This window comes from Streptomyces sp. PR69, from assembly GCF_026420845.1.
Classification (GTDB): domain Bacteria; phylum Actinomycetota; class Actinomycetes; order Streptomycetales; family Streptomycetaceae; genus Streptomyces.
The window spans coordinates 1-17,062 of the sequence record NZ_JAOWCB010000057.1; the positions used below are offsets into that span (position 1 = coordinate 1).

17 protein-coding genes are annotated in these 17,062 nt (G+C 73.3%); 9 read left to right on the forward strand and 8 right to left on the reverse strand.

All coding sequences use genetic code 11. The annotated features are described in order from the left end of the window. Nucleotides 1-370: 370 nt before the first annotated feature. Complete coding sequence (locus OF819_RS28225; protein ID WP_267246504.1) at nucleotides 371-1,669, forward strand: acyl-CoA dehydrogenase family protein; 1,299 nt, start codon at nucleotides 371-373, stop codon at nucleotides 1,667-1,669. Nucleotides 1,670-1,683: 14 nt separating this feature from the next. Beyond that, complete coding sequence (locus tag OF819_RS28230) at nucleotides 1,684-2,739, forward strand: Zn-dependent alcohol dehydrogenase (protein ID WP_267246505.1); 1,056 nt, start codon at nucleotides 1,684-1,686, stop codon at nucleotides 2,737-2,739. Here the strand turns inward: OF819_RS28230 and OF819_RS28235 are convergent. From OF819_RS28235 to OF819_RS28250, 4 genes are all read right to left on the reverse strand, one after another. Continuing rightward, nucleotides 2,729-3,472 (reverse strand): flavin reductase family protein, encoded by a 744-nt coding sequence (locus OF819_RS28235; protein WP_267246506.1) that lies wholly within the window; start codon nucleotides 3,470-3,472, stop codon nucleotides 2,729-2,731. The two genes, OF819_RS28230 and OF819_RS28235, sit on opposite strands and share 11 nt — an antisense overlap. A 58-nt stretch (nucleotides 3,473-3,530) precedes the next feature. Next, the gene (locus tag OF819_RS28240; RefSeq protein ID WP_267246490.1) at nucleotides 3,531-4,370 is read right to left on the reverse strand and encodes an enoyl-CoA hydratase/isomerase family protein; all 840 of its coding nucleotides are present in this window, start codon (nucleotides 4,368-4,370) and stop codon (nucleotides 3,531-3,533) included. 178 nt (nucleotides 4,371-4,548) lie between these two features. Next, the gene (locus OF819_RS28245) at nucleotides 4,549-6,780 is read right to left on the reverse strand and encodes an acetate--CoA ligase family protein (RefSeq protein ID WP_267246491.1); all 2,232 of its coding nucleotides are present in this window, start codon (nucleotides 6,778-6,780) and stop codon (nucleotides 4,549-4,551) included. 114 nt (nucleotides 6,781-6,894) lie between these two features. After that, entirely contained in the window at nucleotides 6,895-8,091 is a 1,197-nt protein-coding gene (locus OF819_RS28250; protein ID WP_267246492.1) for a flavin-containing monooxygenase, read from the reverse strand. Between the two features lie 149 nt (nucleotides 8,092-8,240). Here OF819_RS28250 and OF819_RS28255 point away from each other — a divergent pair, with 149 nt between their 5' ends. Together OF819_RS28255 and OF819_RS28260 are read left to right on the forward strand one after the other, a co-directional pair. Then, on the forward strand, nucleotides 8,241-8,690 hold the full coding sequence (locus OF819_RS28255) for a DoxX family membrane protein (RefSeq protein ID WP_267246493.1): 450 nt from the start codon (nucleotides 8,241-8,243) through the stop codon (nucleotides 8,688-8,690). 32 nt (nucleotides 8,691-8,722) lie between these two features. Beyond that, nucleotides 8,723-9,190, forward strand: coding sequence for a Zn-ribbon domain-containing OB-fold protein (locus OF819_RS28260; protein WP_267246494.1), 468 nt, complete (start codon nucleotides 8,723-8,725; stop codon nucleotides 9,188-9,190). A gap of 59 nt (nucleotides 9,191-9,249) precedes the next feature. On the opposite strand, the gene OF819_RS28265 is transcribed toward OF819_RS28260, so the two are convergent. The 3 genes from OF819_RS28265 to OF819_RS28275 form a co-directional block, all read right to left on the reverse strand. After that, nucleotides 9,250-9,546 (reverse strand): hypothetical protein, encoded by a 297-nt coding sequence (locus OF819_RS28265; protein ID WP_267246495.1) that lies wholly within the window; start codon nucleotides 9,544-9,546, stop codon nucleotides 9,250-9,252. A 77-nt stretch (nucleotides 9,547-9,623) separates the two neighbouring features. Then, on the reverse strand, nucleotides 9,624-10,310 hold the full coding sequence (locus tag OF819_RS28270; protein WP_416370643.1) for a pyridoxine/pyridoxamine 5'-phosphate oxidase: 687 nt from the start codon (nucleotides 10,308-10,310) through the stop codon (nucleotides 9,624-9,626). Nucleotides 10,311-10,581: 271 nt separating this feature from the next. Beyond that, entirely contained in the window at nucleotides 10,582-11,772 is a 1,191-nt protein-coding gene (locus tag OF819_RS28275) for a thiolase C-terminal domain-containing protein (protein ID WP_267246497.1), read from the reverse strand. Nucleotides 11,773-11,817: 45 nt separating this feature from the next. Between OF819_RS28275 and OF819_RS28280 the strand changes: the two genes are divergently transcribed. The 3 genes from OF819_RS28280 (at nucleotide 11,818) to OF819_RS28290 (ending at nucleotide 13,999) form a co-directional block, all read left to right on the forward strand. Beyond that, complete coding sequence (locus OF819_RS28280; protein WP_267246498.1) at nucleotides 11,818-12,207, forward strand: iron chaperone; 390 nt, start codon at nucleotides 11,818-11,820, stop codon at nucleotides 12,205-12,207. Between the two features lie 92 nt (nucleotides 12,208-12,299). Further along, entirely contained in the window at nucleotides 12,300-13,526 is a 1,227-nt protein-coding gene (locus tag OF819_RS28285) for an acyl-CoA dehydrogenase family protein (RefSeq protein WP_267246499.1), read from the forward strand. Then, a complete protein-coding gene (locus OF819_RS28290) occupies nucleotides 13,523-13,999 on the forward strand; it encodes a nitroreductase family deazaflavin-dependent oxidoreductase (RefSeq protein ID WP_267246500.1) in 477 nt (158 codons plus the stop codon). Before OF819_RS28285 ends, OF819_RS28290 begins: the two co-directional genes overlap by 4 nt. 201 nt (nucleotides 14,000-14,200) lie before the next feature. Here OF819_RS28290 and OF819_RS28295 read toward each other — a convergent pair whose 3' ends face one another. Beyond that, the gene (locus OF819_RS28295) at nucleotides 14,201-14,848 is read right to left on the reverse strand and encodes a TetR family transcriptional regulator (RefSeq protein ID WP_267246501.1); all 648 of its coding nucleotides are present in this window, start codon (nucleotides 14,846-14,848) and stop codon (nucleotides 14,201-14,203) included. A 232-nt stretch (nucleotides 14,849-15,080) separates the two neighbouring features. On the opposite strand from OF819_RS28295, the gene OF819_RS28300 reads away from it, so the two are divergent. Both OF819_RS28300 and OF819_RS28305 read left to right on the forward strand, forming a co-directional pair. Then, nucleotides 15,081-15,950: a VOC family protein gene (locus OF819_RS28300; protein ID WP_267246502.1), complete on the forward strand. Its 870-nt coding sequence runs from the start codon at nucleotides 15,081-15,083 to the stop codon at nucleotides 15,948-15,950. A 186-nt stretch (nucleotides 15,951-16,136) separates the two neighbouring features. Continuing rightward, nucleotides 16,137-17,062 (forward strand): serine/threonine-protein kinase (locus OF819_RS28305; protein ID WP_267246503.1); only part of this gene is annotated, 926 nt, incomplete at its 3' end.

Sequence of the window (17,062 nt, forward strand, 5' to 3'; positions counted from 1 at the left end):
GGACGGTGCCGGCCCGTGGCTCGGGGCTTGAGGGGTGCGGGACCCCGGCGGCGCGGGGCTGGCAAGCCGCGCGTGCGGGGTGCGGTGGTCGGGCTGGGGGTCCCCCCACGCCTCAGGGCGGACGGTACCGGCCCGCGGCCGGGGGCCCAGGGGTGCGGGACCCCGGCGGCGCGGGGCTGGCAAGCCGCGCGTGCGGGGTGCGGTGGTCGGGCTGGGGGTCCCCCCACGCCTCAGGGCGGACGGTACCGGCCCGCGGCCCGGGGGCCTGAGGGGTGCGGACCCGCGGGGAGGTGATCCCGCGGCCTGGGGGCCCGAGGCGTACAGGGACCCGCGACGGAGCGAGACCGTGACGACAGGAGGCATCACGCCCATGGACTTCGCCTTCCCCCCGGAGGACACCGCCTTCCGCCAGGACGCCCGCGCCTGGCTCGCCGCCCGTCTGCCGCCCGGCGCGCCGCCCCCCGCCCCCCGCGCCTGGGAGCGGGAGCTCGGCCGCGGGGGCTGGATCGGCCTCGGCTGGCCGGAGGGCGAGGCCGAGTACGGCAACCGCCGCGCCACCCTCACCCAGCAGGTCGTATGGGCCGAGGAGTACGCCCGCTTCCGCGCCCCCGCCCGTATCGGCCACATCGGCGAGAACCTCCTCGCTCCCACCCTCCTCGCCTTCGGCACGCCCGCCCAGCGGGCCCGGTTCCTGCCCCCCATCGCCCGCGGCGAGGAGCTGTGGTGCCAGGGCTACAGCGAACCCGGCGCGGGCTCGGACCTCGCCTCCGTCCGTACCGCCGCGACCGCCGTACGGGACACGGCGACCGGCGCGACTGCCGTACGGGACACGGCGACCGGCGCGACTGCCGTACGGGACACGGCGACCGGCGCGACTGCCGTACGGGACACGGCGACCGGCGGCCCGGCCGCGTACCGCCCGGCCGCACACCGCACGACCGCGTACCGCGTCACGGGCCAGAAGATCTGGACCTCGCTCGCGCAGGAAGCCGACTGGTGCTTCGTACTCGCCCGCACCACACCCGGCTCACGGCGTCACCACGGCCTGTCGTTCCTGCTGGTGCCGATGGACCAGCCGGGGCGCATCGAGGTGCGGCCCATCCGGCAGATGACCGGAGACGCCGACTTCAACGAGGTGTTCTTCGACGGCGCGCACGCGTCCGCCGACCATGTCGTCGGCGGCGAGGGCGACGGCTGGCGCGTCGCCATGGGCCTGCTCGCCCTGGAGCGGGGCGTCTCCACCCTCGCCCAGCAGATCGGCTTCGCCGAGGAGCTCTCCCGGATTGTGCGCGAAGCCGTCCGCAGCGGCGCGGCCGCGCGCGATCCGGTGCTCCGGGACCGCCTCGTACGCCAGTGGGCCGAACTGCGCACCATGCGCTGGAACGCCCTGCGCACGCTCGGCGGGACGGCCGACCCCGGCGCGCCCAGCGTCGCCAAGCTGCTGTGGGGCGGCTGGCGCCAGCGGCTCGGCGAGCTGGCCATGGCGGTCCGCGGGCCCGCCGCGGCCGCCGGGCCGGCCGACTGGAGCCGGGAGCGGCCGTACGAACTCGACGCGTTGCAGCGCCTGTTCCTGTTCAGCCGGGCCGACACCATCTACGGCGGCTCGGACGAGATCCAGCGCACGATCATCGCCGAGCGGGTGCTCGGCCTGCCGAGAGAGCCCAGGTGAGCAGGGTGACCCTGATGAGAGGCGTCGTCTTCGACGGAAAGCAGCCGGTCGCGGTCGACGATCTGGAGGTGCGCGAGCCGGGCCCCGGCGAGGTCCTGGTCGCCGTCGCCGCGGCCGGGCTCTGCCACAGTGATCTGTCCGTCGTCGACGGCACGATCCCCTTTCCCGTGCCCGTCGTTCTGGGCCACGAGGGCGCGGGCGTGGTCGAGGCGGTTGGCGCGGGCGTCTCGCATGTCGTGCCCGGCGACCATGTGTCCCTGTCCACGCTCGCCAACTGCGGCGCCTGCGCGGACTGCGACCGCGGCCGCCCGACGATGTGCCGCAGGGCGATCGGCAGGCCCGGCCGGCCGTTCTCCCGCGGAGGCGAGCCGCTGTACCAGTTCGCGGCCAACTCCGCCTTCGCGGAGCGGACCGTGGTCAGGGCCGTACAGGCGGTGAAGATCCCGGACGATGTGCCGCTCACCTCGGCGGCGCTGATCGGCTGCGGTGTGCTCACGGGGGTCGGGGCCGTACTCAACCGGGCACGGGTCGGCCGCGGGGAGACCGTCGTCGTCATCGGGGCGGGCGGCATCGGGCTCAACGTCCTCCAGGGCGCGCGGCTCGCGGGCGCGCACCCCATCGTGGCCGTCGACTCGAACCCGGCGAAGGAGGCGGCGGCCGTGCGCTTCGGGGCCACGCACTTCCTGACCTCCGCCGACGGCGTACGGGACATCCTGCCGACCGGCGCGGACCATGTCTTCGAATGCGTAGGCCACACCGGGCTGATCCGGCAGGCGGTCGATCTGCTCGACCGGCATGGCCAGGCGGTGCTGCTGGGGATGCCCGCGGCGACGGCGGAGGCGACGTTCGCGCCGGCCGCGCTGTTTCTGGACAAGTCGATCCTGGGCTGCCGTTACGGCTCCTCCCGGCCGCAGCACGACATCGCGCTGTACGCGGAGCTGTACCGGCGGGGGCAGCTCCTGCTGGACGAGCTGGTCACCGGGACCTATCCGATCGAGGACTTCGCGAAGGCGGCGGAGGACGCACGGGCGGGCCGGGTGGCCCGCGGGGTGCTCACCTTCAGCCGCTGAACCGGCCGAAGCGTCCGCGGTGGAAGAGCAGCGGCGAGGCCACGCCGCCGTCGTCGCGACGCCCGCCGCCGCCGTCCCCGTCCCCGCCCTCGTTTCCGCCCTCGCTCCCGCCTGCCGCGTCGAGCGCGCGGACGCGGCCGACGACGATCAGATGGTCGCCGCCCGTGTGCACCGCCTGGATCGTGCAGTCGATCCAGGCGGGCACGCCCGCCAGCCGCGGCGACCCCGTGGCCGGGGCCGCGTCCCACTCCACGCCCGCGAACTTGTCCGCGCCGCTCACTGCGAAGCCCCGGCACAGGGCGGCCTGGTGCGCGCCCAGGATGTTGACGCAGAAGGCGCCGGCGCGGGCGATGCGCGGCCAGGTCGTCGACGTACGGCCGACCATGAAGGCGATCAGCGGAGGGTCGAGGGAGAGGGAGGCGAACGACTGGCAGGCGAAGCCGGCCGGGCCGTCCGCGTCGAGTGCGGTCACGACCGTGACGCCCGTGGCGAAGTGTCCCAGTACGCGGCGGAATTCGGCCGGAGCGAGCGGCGCGCGCTCGTCGTCGCGGACCGCGCGCAGGTCGGGGCGCGGCAGCGCGTCGTACGACGGCTGCCGCCCGGCGGTCCCTGCCGCCTCGGGGGTTCCGGCGGCTCCGCTGGCCCCGCTGGCCCCGGCGGTCCCGGCGGTCGGGGCGTCTGCGGCGGTCGTGCCGCCGGCTGATCTGAGGTATCGGACGGCGGCGGCCGCCATCCCCGCGTGTCCCATCACACGGGCATTGAATCTGACTGCTCGTCAGATTGGAACCCTGTCACCGCCCCCGAAACAGCGGCGTGCGGCGCTCCGTGAAGCTGCGCACGCCCTCCGCGGCGTCCTGCGTCGTCATATTGATCTCCTGTGCGGCCGCTTCGGCGGCGAACGCGGCGCCGCGGTCCGCGTCGAGGGAGGCGTTCACCAGCTGCTTGGTCAGTGCGAGCGTGCGCGTGGGCCCGGCGGCCAGCCGCTCCGCCCAGGCGCGGGCGGTCTTCGCCAGCTCCGCGTCCGGCACCACCCGGTTGACCAGGCCCAGCCGCTCGGCCTCGGCCGCCGGCAGCGCATCGCCGAAGAACATCAGCTCCTTGGCGCGCTGCGGCCCCACGAGCCGCGGCAGCAGATACGCCCCGCCGCCGTCCGGCACGAGCCCGCGGCGCACGAACACCTCCATGAACGCCGCCGACTCCGCGGCGAGCACCAGATCGCAGGCCAGGGCGAGATGCGCGCCGAGCCCGGCGGCGGTGCCGTTGACGGCCGCGATGACCGGCTTCTCGCAGTCCAGCACGGCGGCGATGAGCCGCTGCGCCCCCAGCCGGATGGTACGGGCCACATCCCCGGCGACCCGGTCGCGGGGCTGCTTGCCCCCGCGCAGATCCGCCCCCGCGCAGAACCCCCTGCCGACGGCGTCGATCACCACCGCGCGGACGTCCGGGGCCGCGGATGCTGCGGCGAGGAGGTCGATAAGGCGTTCTCGCTGGTCCCGGGTGAGGGCGTTCAGGGCGGAGGGGCGGTTGAGGGTGATGTGCGAGACGCCGTTGTCAGTGCGGTGCAGTATCAATGACTCAGCGTGCTCGACAGGTTCGGCAGGTTCGACGGGTTCTCGGGGGGAGGACGTCATGATCAAGCTGCTCCGTCTCGTACGCAGGGCGTGCAGGGCGTGCAGGGCGTGCAGGGTGTTACGGAGACCGCGCCCGGTCCGTGTGCCGCATGTGTCCCGTGTGGCGTGCATGGCCTGTGCGGCGTGCATGGCCTGTGTGGCGTACGTGTCCGCGGGCGCCGGCCCGCCCGCGCCGCGCTCACCGGCACACCGCAAGCGCGTCCAGCGCCACCGCGCCCTGTCCGCGATCCAGCACCATCAGCGGGTTGATGTCCAGCTCGGCCAGCTCGTCGCCCAGTTCGAGCGCCATCCGCTGGACCCGCAGCACTACTTCCACCAGCGCGTCCACATCGGCCGGCGGGCCGCCGCGGACGCCCTCCAGCAGGGCGTGGCCGCGCAGTTCGCGGAGCATGGCGCGCGCCTGGTCCTCGCCGAAGGGCGGCACCCGCACGGCCGTGTCCTGCAGCACCTCGATCAGCACGCCCCCGAGGCCCACCGTGACCGTCGGCCCGAAGAGGGCGTCGGGGGAGACGCCGACGGCCATCTCGACGCCCCGCCCCACCATCTGGCAGACGAGGACGCCGTCCAGGTCGATGTCCTCACAGCGGGCGATGTCGGTCAGTTCGCGATAGGCGTCCCGCACCTGGCTGGCCGAGGTCAGCCCGATCTTGACCAGCCCGAGTTCGGTCTTGTGGGCGAGCTGCGGGGCGGAGGCCTTCATCACGACCGGGTAGCCCACCAGAGCGGCGGCGCGCACGGCCGCGGCGGCGCTGGTCACCAGCTGCTCGCGCGGCACCCTGATGCCGTAGGCCCGCAGCAGCTGCTTCGCCGCGTGCTCGCTGAGCTGGGTGCCCGGCTGCAGCAGCGCCCGCGCCTTGCGGAAGGACGGCGAGGGGGTGCGCGGGGCCTCGTCGAAGGGGGAGAGATAGCGGCTGGTGAAGCGGCGGTGCTCCAGATGGGCGCGGACGGCGGTGATGCAGTTGGCGAAGGTGCGGAAGGTGGCCAGGCGCGACGAGCCGAGCAGCGTCGTGCGGTATGCCTCCTCGGTCCCCACCGGAGACCCCCACACCACGCAGACCAGCTTGTCCGTGGTCTCCGCCGCCGCTGCCAGGTCCTGCGCCAGTCTGTCGCTCATCGGCGGGAAGGGGCCGGTGATGGGGCAGATCAGCACGCCGACGGACGGGTCCGCCAGAATCGCGTCGATGATCTTCCGGCCGCGCTGGTCGCCGACCGGATGGCCGCCGCTGTCGACCGGGTTGGCCACGCTCAGATAGCCGGGTATCCACTGGTGCAGCTCGGCCTGTTTGGCCTCGGACAGCCGGGGCAGCGTCAGCCCGGCCGCCGTCGCCAGATCGGCGAAGTGTGCGCCCGTGCCGCCCGAGATCGAATAGACGGCCACACCGTCGGCGACGGGCCTGCGGGCCCGTGCCAGCAGGGCTGCGGTGTCCTGGAGTTCGTCGAGACCGTCCACGCGGATCACGCCGTACTGCCGCATCGCCGCGTCGACCACCTGGTCCGCGCCGGTCAGCTTCCCGGTGTGGGAGGCGGCGGTCCGCGCCCCGGCTTCGGTGCGGCCGACCTTCACGGCGACGACCGGCACCCCCCGCCGCGCGGCCCGGTCGGCGGCGAGCAGAAAGGAGCGTCCGTCCTTGAGCCCCTCGACGTAGCAGGCGATGGCCCCGACCTCGGGCCGCTCGGCGAAGTACGAGATGAAGTCGGAGGTCTCCAGATCGGCCTCATTGCCCGTGGGCGCCCAGTGGGAGAGGCGTATGCCCAGCTCCTGCAGGGCGAAGACCGGCCGGCCCTGGTGGCCGGACTGGGTGATCAGCGCGATCGCCGGGCCGTCCAGGTCGTCGCGGAAGGTCTCGAAGGCGTTGAGGTTGGTGTTGGGGCCCAGCAGGCGCAGCCCTGAGCGCCCCACGGCGGCGGTCAGCCGCGCCTGGGCGGCCGCGCCCGCCGCGCCGGTCTCGGCATAGCCGGAGGCGAACGCCACCGCGTATCTGACCTTCGCCTCACCGAGTTCCTCGATCACCGGGAGGGGGTCGCCGACCAGCAGTACCGCGAGGTCCACCTGTTCGGGCAGCTCGCGGACACCGCGCACGCAGTCGATGCCGAAGACGGAGGCGCGGCGCGGGTGCACGGGATACAGCCGGGCGCCGACCCGCTCGGCCCAGCCGATGAGCTGCCGGGTGATGCCGGTGTTCGGCCGCCCCTCGGCGTCCGACGCGCCGACGACGGCGATGGAGGAAGGAGCGAAGAACCGGTCGAGATCGGGCACGGGGGCGTACAGCGGCCGGCCGCTGACATCGAGGTCGCCGTGGGAGGCGCGTGCCGCGGCCGTGTCGTGGACGGCGCTGCGGGGCTCCTCCCCACAGGCCACCACCCGGGCGCGGAGATCGGAGGTGAGGGTGCCGTGAGTTGATCCAAGCATCGCTGAGCCCCGCTCCTGCTCGTAGCCAAACGGAAACTGACGCGTAGTCAGATTACTGAAGAGGCAACTTGCAGGGGAACCGTCGTGCGCGGGCTGTCGCGTGTGCGTCGGCGGTCAGAGGCCGGCGGCGGCGCCGTTGACGGCCTTGGCGATCCGCCGGGCGTCCAGCGCCATCTCGCGGAACATGCCGCTGATCGGGTTGGTGAAGCCGGTGAAGTACAGGCCCGGGGCCTTCGGGTGGGTGCGGTCGCCGTGTGCCAGCGGCCTGCCCTGCTCGTCCAGCACGCCGAGGTGGCCGACGAGGGGTTCGAGGGCGCGCCGATAGCCGGTGGCCGCGATGATCGCGTCCGGGGAGAGGAGGGTGCCGTCCGCGAGGACGGCCTTGCCGTCGTCGAAGGACTCCAGCGCCGCGACCGGCTCGACTCTGCCCTTGCGCACCGCGTCGATCAGGCCGGCGTCCTGGACGGGGATCGCGCCTTCCCTGACCCGGCTGTAGAGGCCGGTGTCCGGGCGGGGCAGGCCGTGTGCGGTCAGATCCGGGACGGACAGCCGGCGCATGACCTCGGCTGCCCTGTCCACAAGCCGGACGGGCAGCCTGCGGGCCAGGATGCCCGTGCGCTGGGCGGGCCAGCCGGCCGTGGAGCGGCGCACGATGTGCGGAGGGGTGCGCACCGCGAGCCGCACCCGCGCCGCGCCGCCCTCGGCCAGATCGACGGCGATCTCCGCGCCGGTGTTGCCGACGCCGACGACGAGTACGTCCTTGTCCTGGTACGGGGCGGGGTTGCGGTAGTCGCGGGCGTGCCGCAGATCGCCCCGGAAGGTGTCGAGGCCGGGCCAGTCGGGCAGCCGCGGGGTGTGGTTGTAGCCGGTGGCGACCACGACGGCGCGGCCGGTGAGCTGGCGTCCGCCGGTGGCGTAGAGCAGCCAGTCGGGGCCGGTGGGCTCGATGCGGGAGACCTCGACCCCGGTGACTATCTCCAGTTCGTGGAACTCGGCGTACTTCTCCAGATAGCGCACCACGTCGTCGCGGGACGCCCAGCGCCCGAACTGCCGGGGCATGGCGAGCCCGGGGAGCGCGGAGAGCCTGCGGGTGGTGTGCAGGTGCAGCCGGTCGTAGTGGGCGCGCCAGGACGCGCCGACGGCGTCGGACTTCTCCAGCACCACCGCTCGCACCCCCCGCTTCCGCAGCGCGGCAGCCGCCGAGAGGCCGCCCGGGCCGCCGCCTATGACATAGACGGGACGGTCGTTGGTGCGGGAGAGGCCGGGAGGATCGGCGAGGGCGGACGGGTCGGGAAGCTGGTGGTCGGCCATGGACCGTGAGCGTAATCGTCCGATTACGCGATGGGTCTCGGCTGGATGAGGGAATCGGTTGCAAATCGATCACATTGACGACTCTCTTGCGCGCCGTGTGCGCCTTCCGGTGAACTGACGGTGCGTCAGATAGCAGAGGAGGCGTATCGATGCAGACCGTATGGCTCACCGGCGCAGAGTGGCTCGCCGTGCTCCGTGTCGGACTCGGGCTGTGGTGGCTGGAGAGCTGGCGGCACAAGGACAAGAAGGGCTGGTTCGAGCGCGGCGCCGGGATCGCCTGGGCCGCGGATGTGGCGGCCGAGCACCGCTGGGCCTGGGTGAGAACCGGCTTCGACAAGGTCGTCGCACCCCGCCCCAGAGTCATGGCGTATGTGGTCGTCTACGCGGAACTCGCGCTGGGGCTCGGTCTGATCAGCGGGTTTCTCACGCCCGTCGCGCTGGTCGGCGGTCTGGTGCTCAATCTGCTCTATCTGACCCTGATGATCCACGACTGGGCCGAACAGGGGCAGAACGCGATGATGGCGCTGATCTCGCTGGTCGCCCTTTTCGCCATGTCCTGGCAGACCTGGTCCCTCGACAGCGCGATCGGACTCTTCTGATGCCCCCGCAGCCCCCCGCCACGCCCCCCGGCATGTTCCCCGACAGAACCCCAGGCACGCCAGGCACGCCCCCGGTTAGGGCCCCCCGTCCCCCCGGGGGCGACGCCCCGGAGGCCGATGACTTCACCCGCCCCTACTGGCAGGCCGCCGCGGCAGGGCTGCTGCTGGTGCGCCGCTGCCGGGCGTGCGCGCGGGCCCACCACTACCCGCGCGAGTTCTGCCCGCACTGCTGGAGCGAGGAGGTCGGATGGGAGCAGGCGAGCGGCCGGGCCACGCTCTACACCTGGTCGGTCGTGCACCGCAATGACCTTCCCCCGTTCGGCGAGCGCGTCCCGTACACCGCGGCGGTCGTCGACCTCGCCGAGGGCCCCCGGATGATGACCGAGGTGGTGGACTGCCCGGAGGCACAGCTGCGTATCGGCATGGCGCTGAGGGCGGACTTCCGGAAGCGGACCGCGGACCCCGCCGCATGGGCCGTGCCCGTCTTCCGCCCGGCCTGACGGGGCATACGGGGCATCGCGCTGGGGTGCGGCCGCACGCCTGCGTGAAGCCGGAGAGTTCACTCCAAGGCGCCGAGCAGGCCGAGCACGGGGGCGGCCTGGTCGGTGACCTGACGCAGCTCGTTCAGCCTGTCCAGCCCTGAAGCCAGTTCGTTGAGCTGGCCGGAGGGGAGCGGCACCTTGCTCCGGTGCTCGGCCGGGATGCTGGTGACGGCGAGATGGTCGAGCTCCTGGGCGACGGAGACCGTCCCCAGATGGGGCACGGGGGACCCGGCGGCGCTCGCGGAGGGGGCCGCGAGAGCGGAGGCGCCGGTGGCGAGGGCTACGGCCGCGAAGACTCGCTGTGCTTTGGTCATGGCCTGTGAAACGCCCGAGCGGGCCCGCCGGACACGGCCTCGCGCCCGCTGTCACCCAGGGGGCCCTGTCCGCCCCGTCACGGCCACAGCAGCCCCGCTTCCCACGAGCCCCCCGCCTCGCCTCCGCCCCCGTCCCGGCGGCGGTAGCGGAGCCGTACATGGCGGCGCAGGGCGTCCCCCTGGAAGAACTCCGCCTCGTACGGGTCGAGGACATACCGCGTCCAGGTCGGCACCGGCGCCTCCGGCTCCGCCCGTGCCCGCCGCCAGGCAGCCTCGGAGGCCGCCGCCAGCTCCCCGAGCGACCCGAGGGTCTCGCTCTGCCGCCCCGTCAGCGCCGCGGCCAGCGCGCCGGTGGACCGTGCGTGCAGATCGGCCTGGCTCTCATCGGCCGGGGCCGCGCTCACCCGCCCCCGGATACGGATCTGCCGCCCCTGAGCCGCCCAGTAGAACCCCAGCGCGGCCTCCGGGCGAGCCGCCAGCTGCCGCCCCTTGACGCTGGTCGAGTGGGACGCGAAGTGCCAGCCCCGCTCGTCCGCGTCATGCAGCATCACGATGCGTACGTCCGGACGGCCCTGCTCGTCCACGGTCGCCAGGCTCATGGTGTGCGGCTCGGTCTGCCCCGCCGCCACGGCCTCTGCGAACCACCGGTGGAACAACGGAAGCGGCGCGTCCGGCGCGGTCTGCGGATCGAACTCGGGCAGCTCGGTGTCCCAGACGCGCTGGGCGTGCAACAGGGCGCGGAAGGTGTCGTACATGTACGCCATCCAACACCCGTCCGGACGGCTGGATCGCGGTGGTGTCGCGGAACCGGACCGGCGCGCCTTGCGGCGGGCGGTTTCCCCAGACTCCGTCCGGGGGGTGCCCCCAGGCGAGGCATGGTGTGCTGCACCCGCGCCTGGTGGGGCTGGAATTGGGCGCAGCCCAATTTTCAGCCCGTCCGGCGTTTGAGGACACGGCCGAAGGACCGTACGGGGGTCTGGGGGGCGGAGCCCCGGTTTCGGGAAGGGGAGGGAGAGGAAAGGCTCCGCGCGGCACTCAGTCCCGCCCCAGGATCACCGTCCCCGAGGAGCAGAACCAGCCCCCCGTCCCCGAGGCCAGCGCCAGCCGTGGCGGTGTGCCGTCGTGGCGGGAGACCTGGTGGGGGCCCGCCTCGCCGCGGAGTTGGCGGACGGCCTCGACCAGGAGGAACAGGCCCCGCATGCCGGGGTGGCAGGCGGACAGGCCGCCGCCGTCGGTGTTCACCGGGAGCTCGCCGTCGTGCCGCAGGCGGCCCTGCGCGGCGTCGACGAAGGGCCCGCCCTCGCCCTTGGGGCAGAAGCCCAGGTCCTCCAGGGTCACCAGGGTCATATAGGTGAAGGCGTCGTAGATCTCGGCGATGTCGATGTCGGCCGGGGTCACGCCCGCGCGGGCGAAGGCGAGGGGGCCGGAGACCGCCGCCGGGGAGACGGTGAAGTCCGGCCATTCGGACATTGTCGTATGGGAGAGGTGCTCGCCCGCGCCGAGGATCCAGACGGGCGGCTTGGCGGTGTCCGGGACGTACTCCTCGGCCGCGATGAGCACCGCGCAGCCGCCGTCGCTGCGGATGCAGCAGTGCAGCTTGGTGAAGGGATCGGCGATCAGCGGACCGGACAGGACGTCGTCGGCGGTGATCGGTTCGCGGAACATCGCGTCCGGGTTCCGGCTCGCGTTCGCCCGCGTCTGGACGGCGACCGAGGCGAGCTGCTCCAGGGTGGTGCCGTACTGGTGCATATGGCGGCGGGCGGCCATCGCGTACTTGGCGATGAGGGTATGGCCGTACGGGGCCTCGAACTGGAGCGGGCCGCGGCTGCCGAGGGAGAGGCCGGCGGTGCGGCGGCCCGCCTTGATGTCGGCGCGGGCCGTCGAGCCGTAGACCAGGAGCACGGCGCGGGCGCGCCCCGCGGCGATGGCGTCGGCGGCATGGGCCGCCATCACCTCCCAGGTGGCTCCGCCGACGGATGTGGAGTCCGCCCAGGTCGGCCGCAGCCCCAGATAGTCGGCGACCTCCGCCGGGGCGAGCGTGCCAAGACCGGCCGAGCAGAAGCCGTCGACGAGCGAGCGGTCGAGGCCGGAGTCGGCGAGGGCGCGGCGCGCGGCCTGGGCGTGCAGGGCGTACGGGGTGAGGCCGTCGACCCGGCCGCAGTCGGCGAGGGATATGCCGACGACGGCGGCCCTGCGGCCCGGTCGCGGGAGCACGGTGGAAGGCATGGATCTGACGGTACATCAGATATCTCGGCGGGATAACGTGCTCGTATGGTTCAGAGCGCCGCAGAAGACGTCGACGGCTATCTCGCCGAGGTGGCGGACCCCGACCGGCTGACCGCCCTGGTCAGGATCCGCGAGTTGTGCCGCACCGAGCTGGCGGGGCATGAGGAGGTCATGGCCTACGGCATGCCCGCCTACCGCAGGTCCGGCGGTGAGCCGGAGGTCGCCTTCGCCAATCAGAAGCAGTACATCTCGCTCTATCTGCTGCGCCCGGAGGTGCGCGAGGCCTTCGCGGAGCGGCTGGCCGGGCAGGACATGGGCAAGGGGTGCCTGCGGTTCCGGCGTGCGGAGCGGATCGACTTCGGTCTTGTACGCGATCTGCTGCGCGCGGTCGCCGCGGCGCCCGCTCCCGCCCCCGGCCCCGGTGACGCCTGCTGACTTCTCGGCCCCTCCGACCTAATATGACGGACCGTCAGGCGGAGGCTCCCGGTGCCTCCGGGGAGGAAGCCGCCTTGGGGAGGAGCCCGCCGATGGACGCCGCCTTCACCGCCGAGCAGCAGGAGATCCGCCGCACCCTGCGCGATCTGCTCGGCAAACGCTCCGGCCGCCCCGACCACCTCAGGGCGGCCGTCGCCGCCGACCGCGGCTATGACGCCGAGCTGTGGACGCTGCTCTCCGCGCGGCTCGGGCTCCCCGGGCTCGCCCTGCCCGCCGCGTACGGGGGTGTGGGCTGCGGACTGACGGAGCTGGCGCTCGCCTGCGAGGAGACCGGACGGGTGCTGCTGCCCTCGCCGCTGTTCGCGACCGCTGGCCTCGCCGCCCCGCTGATCACGGCACTCGGCACCGAGGCGCAGCGGCGGACGTTGCTGCCCCGCATCGCCGACTCCTCGCTGACCTGCACACTCGCCGTGTCCGGCGGCTCACTCGCCCAGGCGCTCGCGCTGACCGGCTCCAACGCCGCGGGGGAGTGGGCCGGCGGCGGCCGGTCCGGGGGCGTGCAGGCCCGGCGGCGACACCCGGGCGACGCGGGGGCCTGGCTGCTGTACGGGGAGGCGGACCAGGTCCTCGACGGGCACAGCGCACAGCTGCTGCTCGTCGCCGCGCACACGGGCGGCCACGCCCGCGGCCGTACGCTCCTCTTCCTCGTACGGGGGGACGCCGCCGGACTGTCCCGCACCCGGCTGACGGCTCTGGACGAGACCCGCCCGCAGGCCCGCGTCCAGCTGCGCGACACCCCCGCGGAGCTGCTGGGGGACCTGCGGCACGAAGAGGCGGGCGCTGCCGTGGCCGACGCCCTCGCCGCGACCGGGCGCGGCGCGGCGGCGCTGCTGGCGGCCGAGGCGGCGGGAGCGGCCGGCCGCGCTCTGGACCTTACGGTGGCGTACGTACGCACGCGGGAGCAGTTCGGGCGGCCCGTCGGCTCCTTCCAGGCGGTCAAGCACCGGCTCGCCGATGTGCATGTGCGGGTGCAGGCGGCCCGCTCGGCGGCGTACTACGCGGCATGGGACCCGGCCGGGGCCGGTCCGCTGGCCCTCGCCCAGGGGCTTGAGTCGCTGCGGACGGCCGCCGCGGAGGCGGTGCAGCTGCACGGCGGCATCGGCTTCACCTGGGAACATGAGGCGCATCTGTATATCAAACGGGCGGCCGCCGACGAGCTGCTGTTCGGCCCCGTGCACCGGCTCAGGGCGCATGCGGCGGATCAGGCGGGGCTGTTCGAACCGGCCGTGGCGGTTCAGGGGGAGGCGGAGGCGGTATGAGTCGCCGGGCGGGGCTGCGGCTGGTGCAGCGGGTCTCCTCCACCCGTGCCTTTGTGAAGATCGCGCCGCATGTCTTCCCCGCTGTGGACCGCGCGGTCCACCGGATGACGCGCGGCCGGGTGCTGCCGAGCGCACGGCTGCTGCCCGGCGTCATTCTCACCTCGCGCGGGGCCAGGAGCGGACAGCCGCGGGCGGTGCCGCTCGCCTGTCTGCACCGCGGGGCGGGGGAGTGGATTCTGATCGGCTCCAACTTCGGCCGTCCGGGGCATCCGGCCTGGAGCGCCAACCTCCTCAGGCATCCGGAGGCGGAGATCAGCTGGCGCGGTGAGACGATCCCGGTCAGGGCCCGGCTGCTGGACGGCGCGGAGCGGGCGGAGGCATGGCGCGCGGTGCTGGAGTTCTGGCCGCCGTATGCGACGTACCAGTCGAGGGTGCGGCGGGAGATCCGGCTCTTCAGCCTCACACGCCGCTGAGCGCCGCGACGTCAGAAGCGCCGCGAAGGCAGGAGCGGCCGTGAAGGCAGAAGCGCCTCGAAGACAGGAGTGCCGACGGCGGGCGGCCGGGGGACCGGAAGTCCGGAGACCGGCGCCTGGACCGCCGTCGGCGTGACAGGACCTGTGACAAGGCCGCGACCCGTGACAAGGCCGCAAGGGGGCGCACCCCCGGGGAGCGGGCTACTTCGCGGGCTTCTTCCCGGTGATCCCCAGGTGGACCAACAGCGCCAGATTCGGGCGGAGTTCCGCCTGCTTGACGCCCCAGGCCGTAAAGCCCTTCTGGTGCGAGGCCACCGCAGCGAGCATCGCCACCAGCGCCCCGGACATCGCCGCCGCGCTGACGTCCTTGTCGACCCTGCCCTTGGCCTGGAGCTCCTTCACCGCCTCCGTAAGGGAGTTGGTGACGGAGGTCAGGATCTTCATGCGGATCTTGTAGAAGCGTTTGTCGCCCTCGGCCGCGCCCAGATCGACCACGCGAAGGATCGCGTCATGGCGACGCCAGAAGTCGAGGAAACCCTCGACCAGTTCCTCCGCGGTCTGCCAGCCGGCCTTGCCGGCCCAGGAGCGGCCCGCGACCAGATCGGTCAACCCCGCGCCCTCTTTGGCCATTTCCTCCGCGATCTCAAGGACGGCGCCCTCGACGTCGGGGAAGTACTGGTAGAACGTCGCAGGTGAGGTGCCCGCCTTCCGGGCGACGTCGATGACCTTGACGTCCCGGTACGGCGAGGAGCTGAGCATCTCGCTGAGGCAGTCGAGCAGCTTCTGCCGCGTCGCCTGACCGCGTCGTCCGGCCACTCGGCCGTCGACGGTGCGTACTTGTCCTGTCATGCCGTCAGCTTACCGAGGGGTGATCTGCGCGCGATTCGGCCGACTGCAAATGGGGTGCGGTGCGGGCGCGGGGCCGCGATATGTCCCCGGCGCCGAGCCCCGTGTGCGATCGCACGTTCGAAAGGGCGCGGTGTGCCGGTGTGCCGGGGTGCGTGTGAACTGCGGTCCGTGTGATGCGCCGTTAACTTGAGGTGAGGAGGGCCGTACCGAAGGCTTTCGAAGGGAACGGGCCATGGCCGCATTCGCAGAGGGCATGCCGTGCTGGGTGGACGCATCGCTCCCCGATGTGGAGGCGGGCAAGCGCTTCTACGGCGAACTCTTCGGCTGGACCTTCACCGAGGGCGACGCCCCCGGCGCACGCTCGGCCGTCGCCCTCAGCGACGGCAGGCGGGTGGCCGCCCTCACCGCCAAACGGGACGGCCGGATGCCCACCGAATGGGGCGTCTCCTTCGCGGCCTCCGACGCCGCGGCGCTCGCCCGGAAGATCCAGTCCGCCGGAGGCCAGGTGATCACCTCTCCGGGCCCGCTGGGCACGGCCGCGGTGACCGCCCTCTGCGCGGACCCCGGCGGCGCGGTCTTCGGGCTCTGGCAGGAGCTTGAGCGCCCCGGCTTCGAGAAGCAGGGCCTGCCGGGCTCTTTCTGCTGGGCTGAGGTCTACACCCGCGACAAGGAGCACGTCGATCCCTTCTACGAGTCGGTCTTCGGCTTCCAGGGCACCGATCTGGAGGCCGACGGCGACGAAGGCGGCGTGGACTACCGGCTGTGGTCGCCCGCCGGGAAGGAGCCGGGCGAGGAGACCGCGATCGGCGGCCGCAGTGTGATCACGGAAGCCTTTCCGGCCGAGATGCCAGGCCACTTCCTCGTGTACTTCACCGTCGCGGACTGCGATGAGGCGGCGCGCACGGTCGTCCGGCTCGGCGGCCGGGTGCAGGCGGAGCCGTTCGACACCGCGTACGGCCGCATCGCCGTGGTCGTCGACGACCAGGGCGCGGCCTTCGCCGTACTGGCCGAGCCCGAGGCCGCGGAGCCCGAGGACCCTGGGGACGAGCGGGGCGCGTCCGGGGAGCCGGAGCCCGGTACGGGGGAGCCCGAAGCCGCCTGATACCACCCGCCATGCCCTATACCGGGTGAGACACCCCGATCCGCCCCCGGGTTCGCAACCGCCGCCCAAGACAGGAAGAATCAGGGTGCGCACCGCTGGAGGGTCTCGGTGGTGAGACGCTGCACGGGGCTGAAAGAGACGGGCTCCCCATCGCTGGGGCCCGTACGGGGAGGTGGCAGGCAACTGATGGAGCAGCTGACACAGCACGACCCGAGACGGATCGGCCCGTTCGAGGTGCTCGGCAGGCTCGGCGCCGGCGGCATGGGGCTGGTCTATCTCGCCCGGTCGGCGTCCGGGCGGCGGGTGGCGATCAAGACCGTCCGCACCGAGCTCGCCGAGGACCAGCTGTTCCGTGTCCGCTTCACCCGCGAAGTGGAGGCGGCACGCGCGGTCAGCGGCTTCTACACCGCGGCCGTGGTGGACGCCGACCCGCGGGCCGCGGTGCCCTGGCTGGCCACCGCCTATGTGCCCGCGCCCTCCCTTGAGGAGATAGTGAACGAGTGCGGGCCGCTGCCCGCGCAGGCCGTGCGCTGGCTGGCCGCCGGAATCGCCGAGGCGCTTCAGTCCATCCACGGCGCGGGCCTGGTCCACCGGGACCTCAAGCCGTCGAATGTGCTGGTGGTGGAGGACGGTCCGCGCGTCATCGACTTCGGCATCGCGTCCGGCGTCTCCAACACCCGGCTCACCATGACCAATGTGGCCGTGGGCACCCCGGCGTATATGTCGCCCGAGCAGGCGCGCGACTCACGCAGCGTGACCGGCGCGAGCGATGTGTTCTCGCTCGGCTCCACCCTTGTCTTCGCGGCGACCGGACATGCGCCCTTCCACGGCGCGAACCCCGTCGAGACCGTGTTCATGCTGCTGCGCGAGGGGCCGGACCTGGAGGGGCTGCCCGGGGAGCTGCGGCCGCTGATCGAGTCCTGTATGCAGATGGACGCCGGGCGGCGGCCCACGCCCGAGGACCTCCAGGCGCAGCTCGCGCCCCATCTCTTCGCCTCAGGCGACGACGGCGGCTCTGCCTCGGCCTGGCTGCCGCCGCGGGCCACCGCGATGATCGAGGCCCGGCGGGGCGGCGGCCGCTCCTCGTCCGCGTCGCACGCGGCCGCGGGGCA

Bases quoted from the DNA above. Each gene is read 5' to 3' on its own strand.
- OF819_RS28225 (WP_267246504.1), top strand. From the start codon at position 371: ATGGACTTCGCCTTCCCCCCGGAGGACACCGCCTTCCGCCAGGACGCC.
- OF819_RS28230 (WP_267246505.1), top strand. From the start codon at position 1,684: ATGAGAGGCGTCGTCTTCGACGGAAAGCAGCCGGTCGCGGTCGACGAT.
- OF819_RS28235 (WP_267246506.1), bottom strand. From the start codon at position 3,472: ATGGCGGCCGCCGCCGTCCGATACCTCAGATCAGCCGGCGGCACGACC.
- OF819_RS28240 (WP_267246490.1), bottom strand. From the start codon at position 4,370: ATGACGTCCTCCCCCCGAGAACCCGTCGAACCTGCCGAACCTGTCGAG.
- OF819_RS28245 (WP_267246491.1), bottom strand. From the start codon at position 6,780: ATGCTTGGATCAACTCACGGCACCCTCACCTCCGATCTCCGCGCCCGG.
- OF819_RS28250 (WP_267246492.1), bottom strand. From the start codon at position 8,091: ATGGCCGACCACCAGCTTCCCGACCCGTCCGCCCTCGCCGATCCTCCC.
- OF819_RS28255 (WP_267246493.1), top strand. From the start codon at position 8,241: ATGCAGACCGTATGGCTCACCGGCGCAGAGTGGCTCGCCGTGCTCCGT.
- OF819_RS28260 (WP_267246494.1), top strand. From the start codon at position 8,723: ATGTTCCCCGACAGAACCCCAGGCACGCCAGGCACGCCCCCGGTTAGG.
- OF819_RS28265 (WP_267246495.1), bottom strand. From the start codon at position 9,546: ATGACCAAAGCACAGCGAGTCTTCGCGGCCGTAGCCCTCGCCACCGGC.
- OF819_RS28270 (WP_416370643.1), bottom strand. From the start codon at position 10,310: ATGGCGTACATGTACGACACCTTCCGCGCCCTGTTGCACGCCCAGCGC.
- OF819_RS28275 (WP_267246497.1), bottom strand. From the start codon at position 11,772: ATGCCTTCCACCGTGCTCCCGCGACCGGGCCGCAGGGCCGCCGTCGTC.
- OF819_RS28280 (WP_267246498.1), top strand. From the start codon at position 11,818: ATGGTTCAGAGCGCCGCAGAAGACGTCGACGGCTATCTCGCCGAGGTG.
- OF819_RS28285 (WP_267246499.1), top strand. From the start codon at position 12,300: ATGGACGCCGCCTTCACCGCCGAGCAGCAGGAGATCCGCCGCACCCTG.
- OF819_RS28290 (WP_267246500.1), top strand. From the start codon at position 13,523: ATGAGTCGCCGGGCGGGGCTGCGGCTGGTGCAGCGGGTCTCCTCCACC.
- OF819_RS28295 (WP_267246501.1), bottom strand. From the start codon at position 14,848: ATGACAGGACAAGTACGCACCGTCGACGGCCGAGTGGCCGGACGACGC.
- OF819_RS28300 (WP_267246502.1), top strand. From the start codon at position 15,081: ATGGCCGCATTCGCAGAGGGCATGCCGTGCTGGGTGGACGCATCGCTC.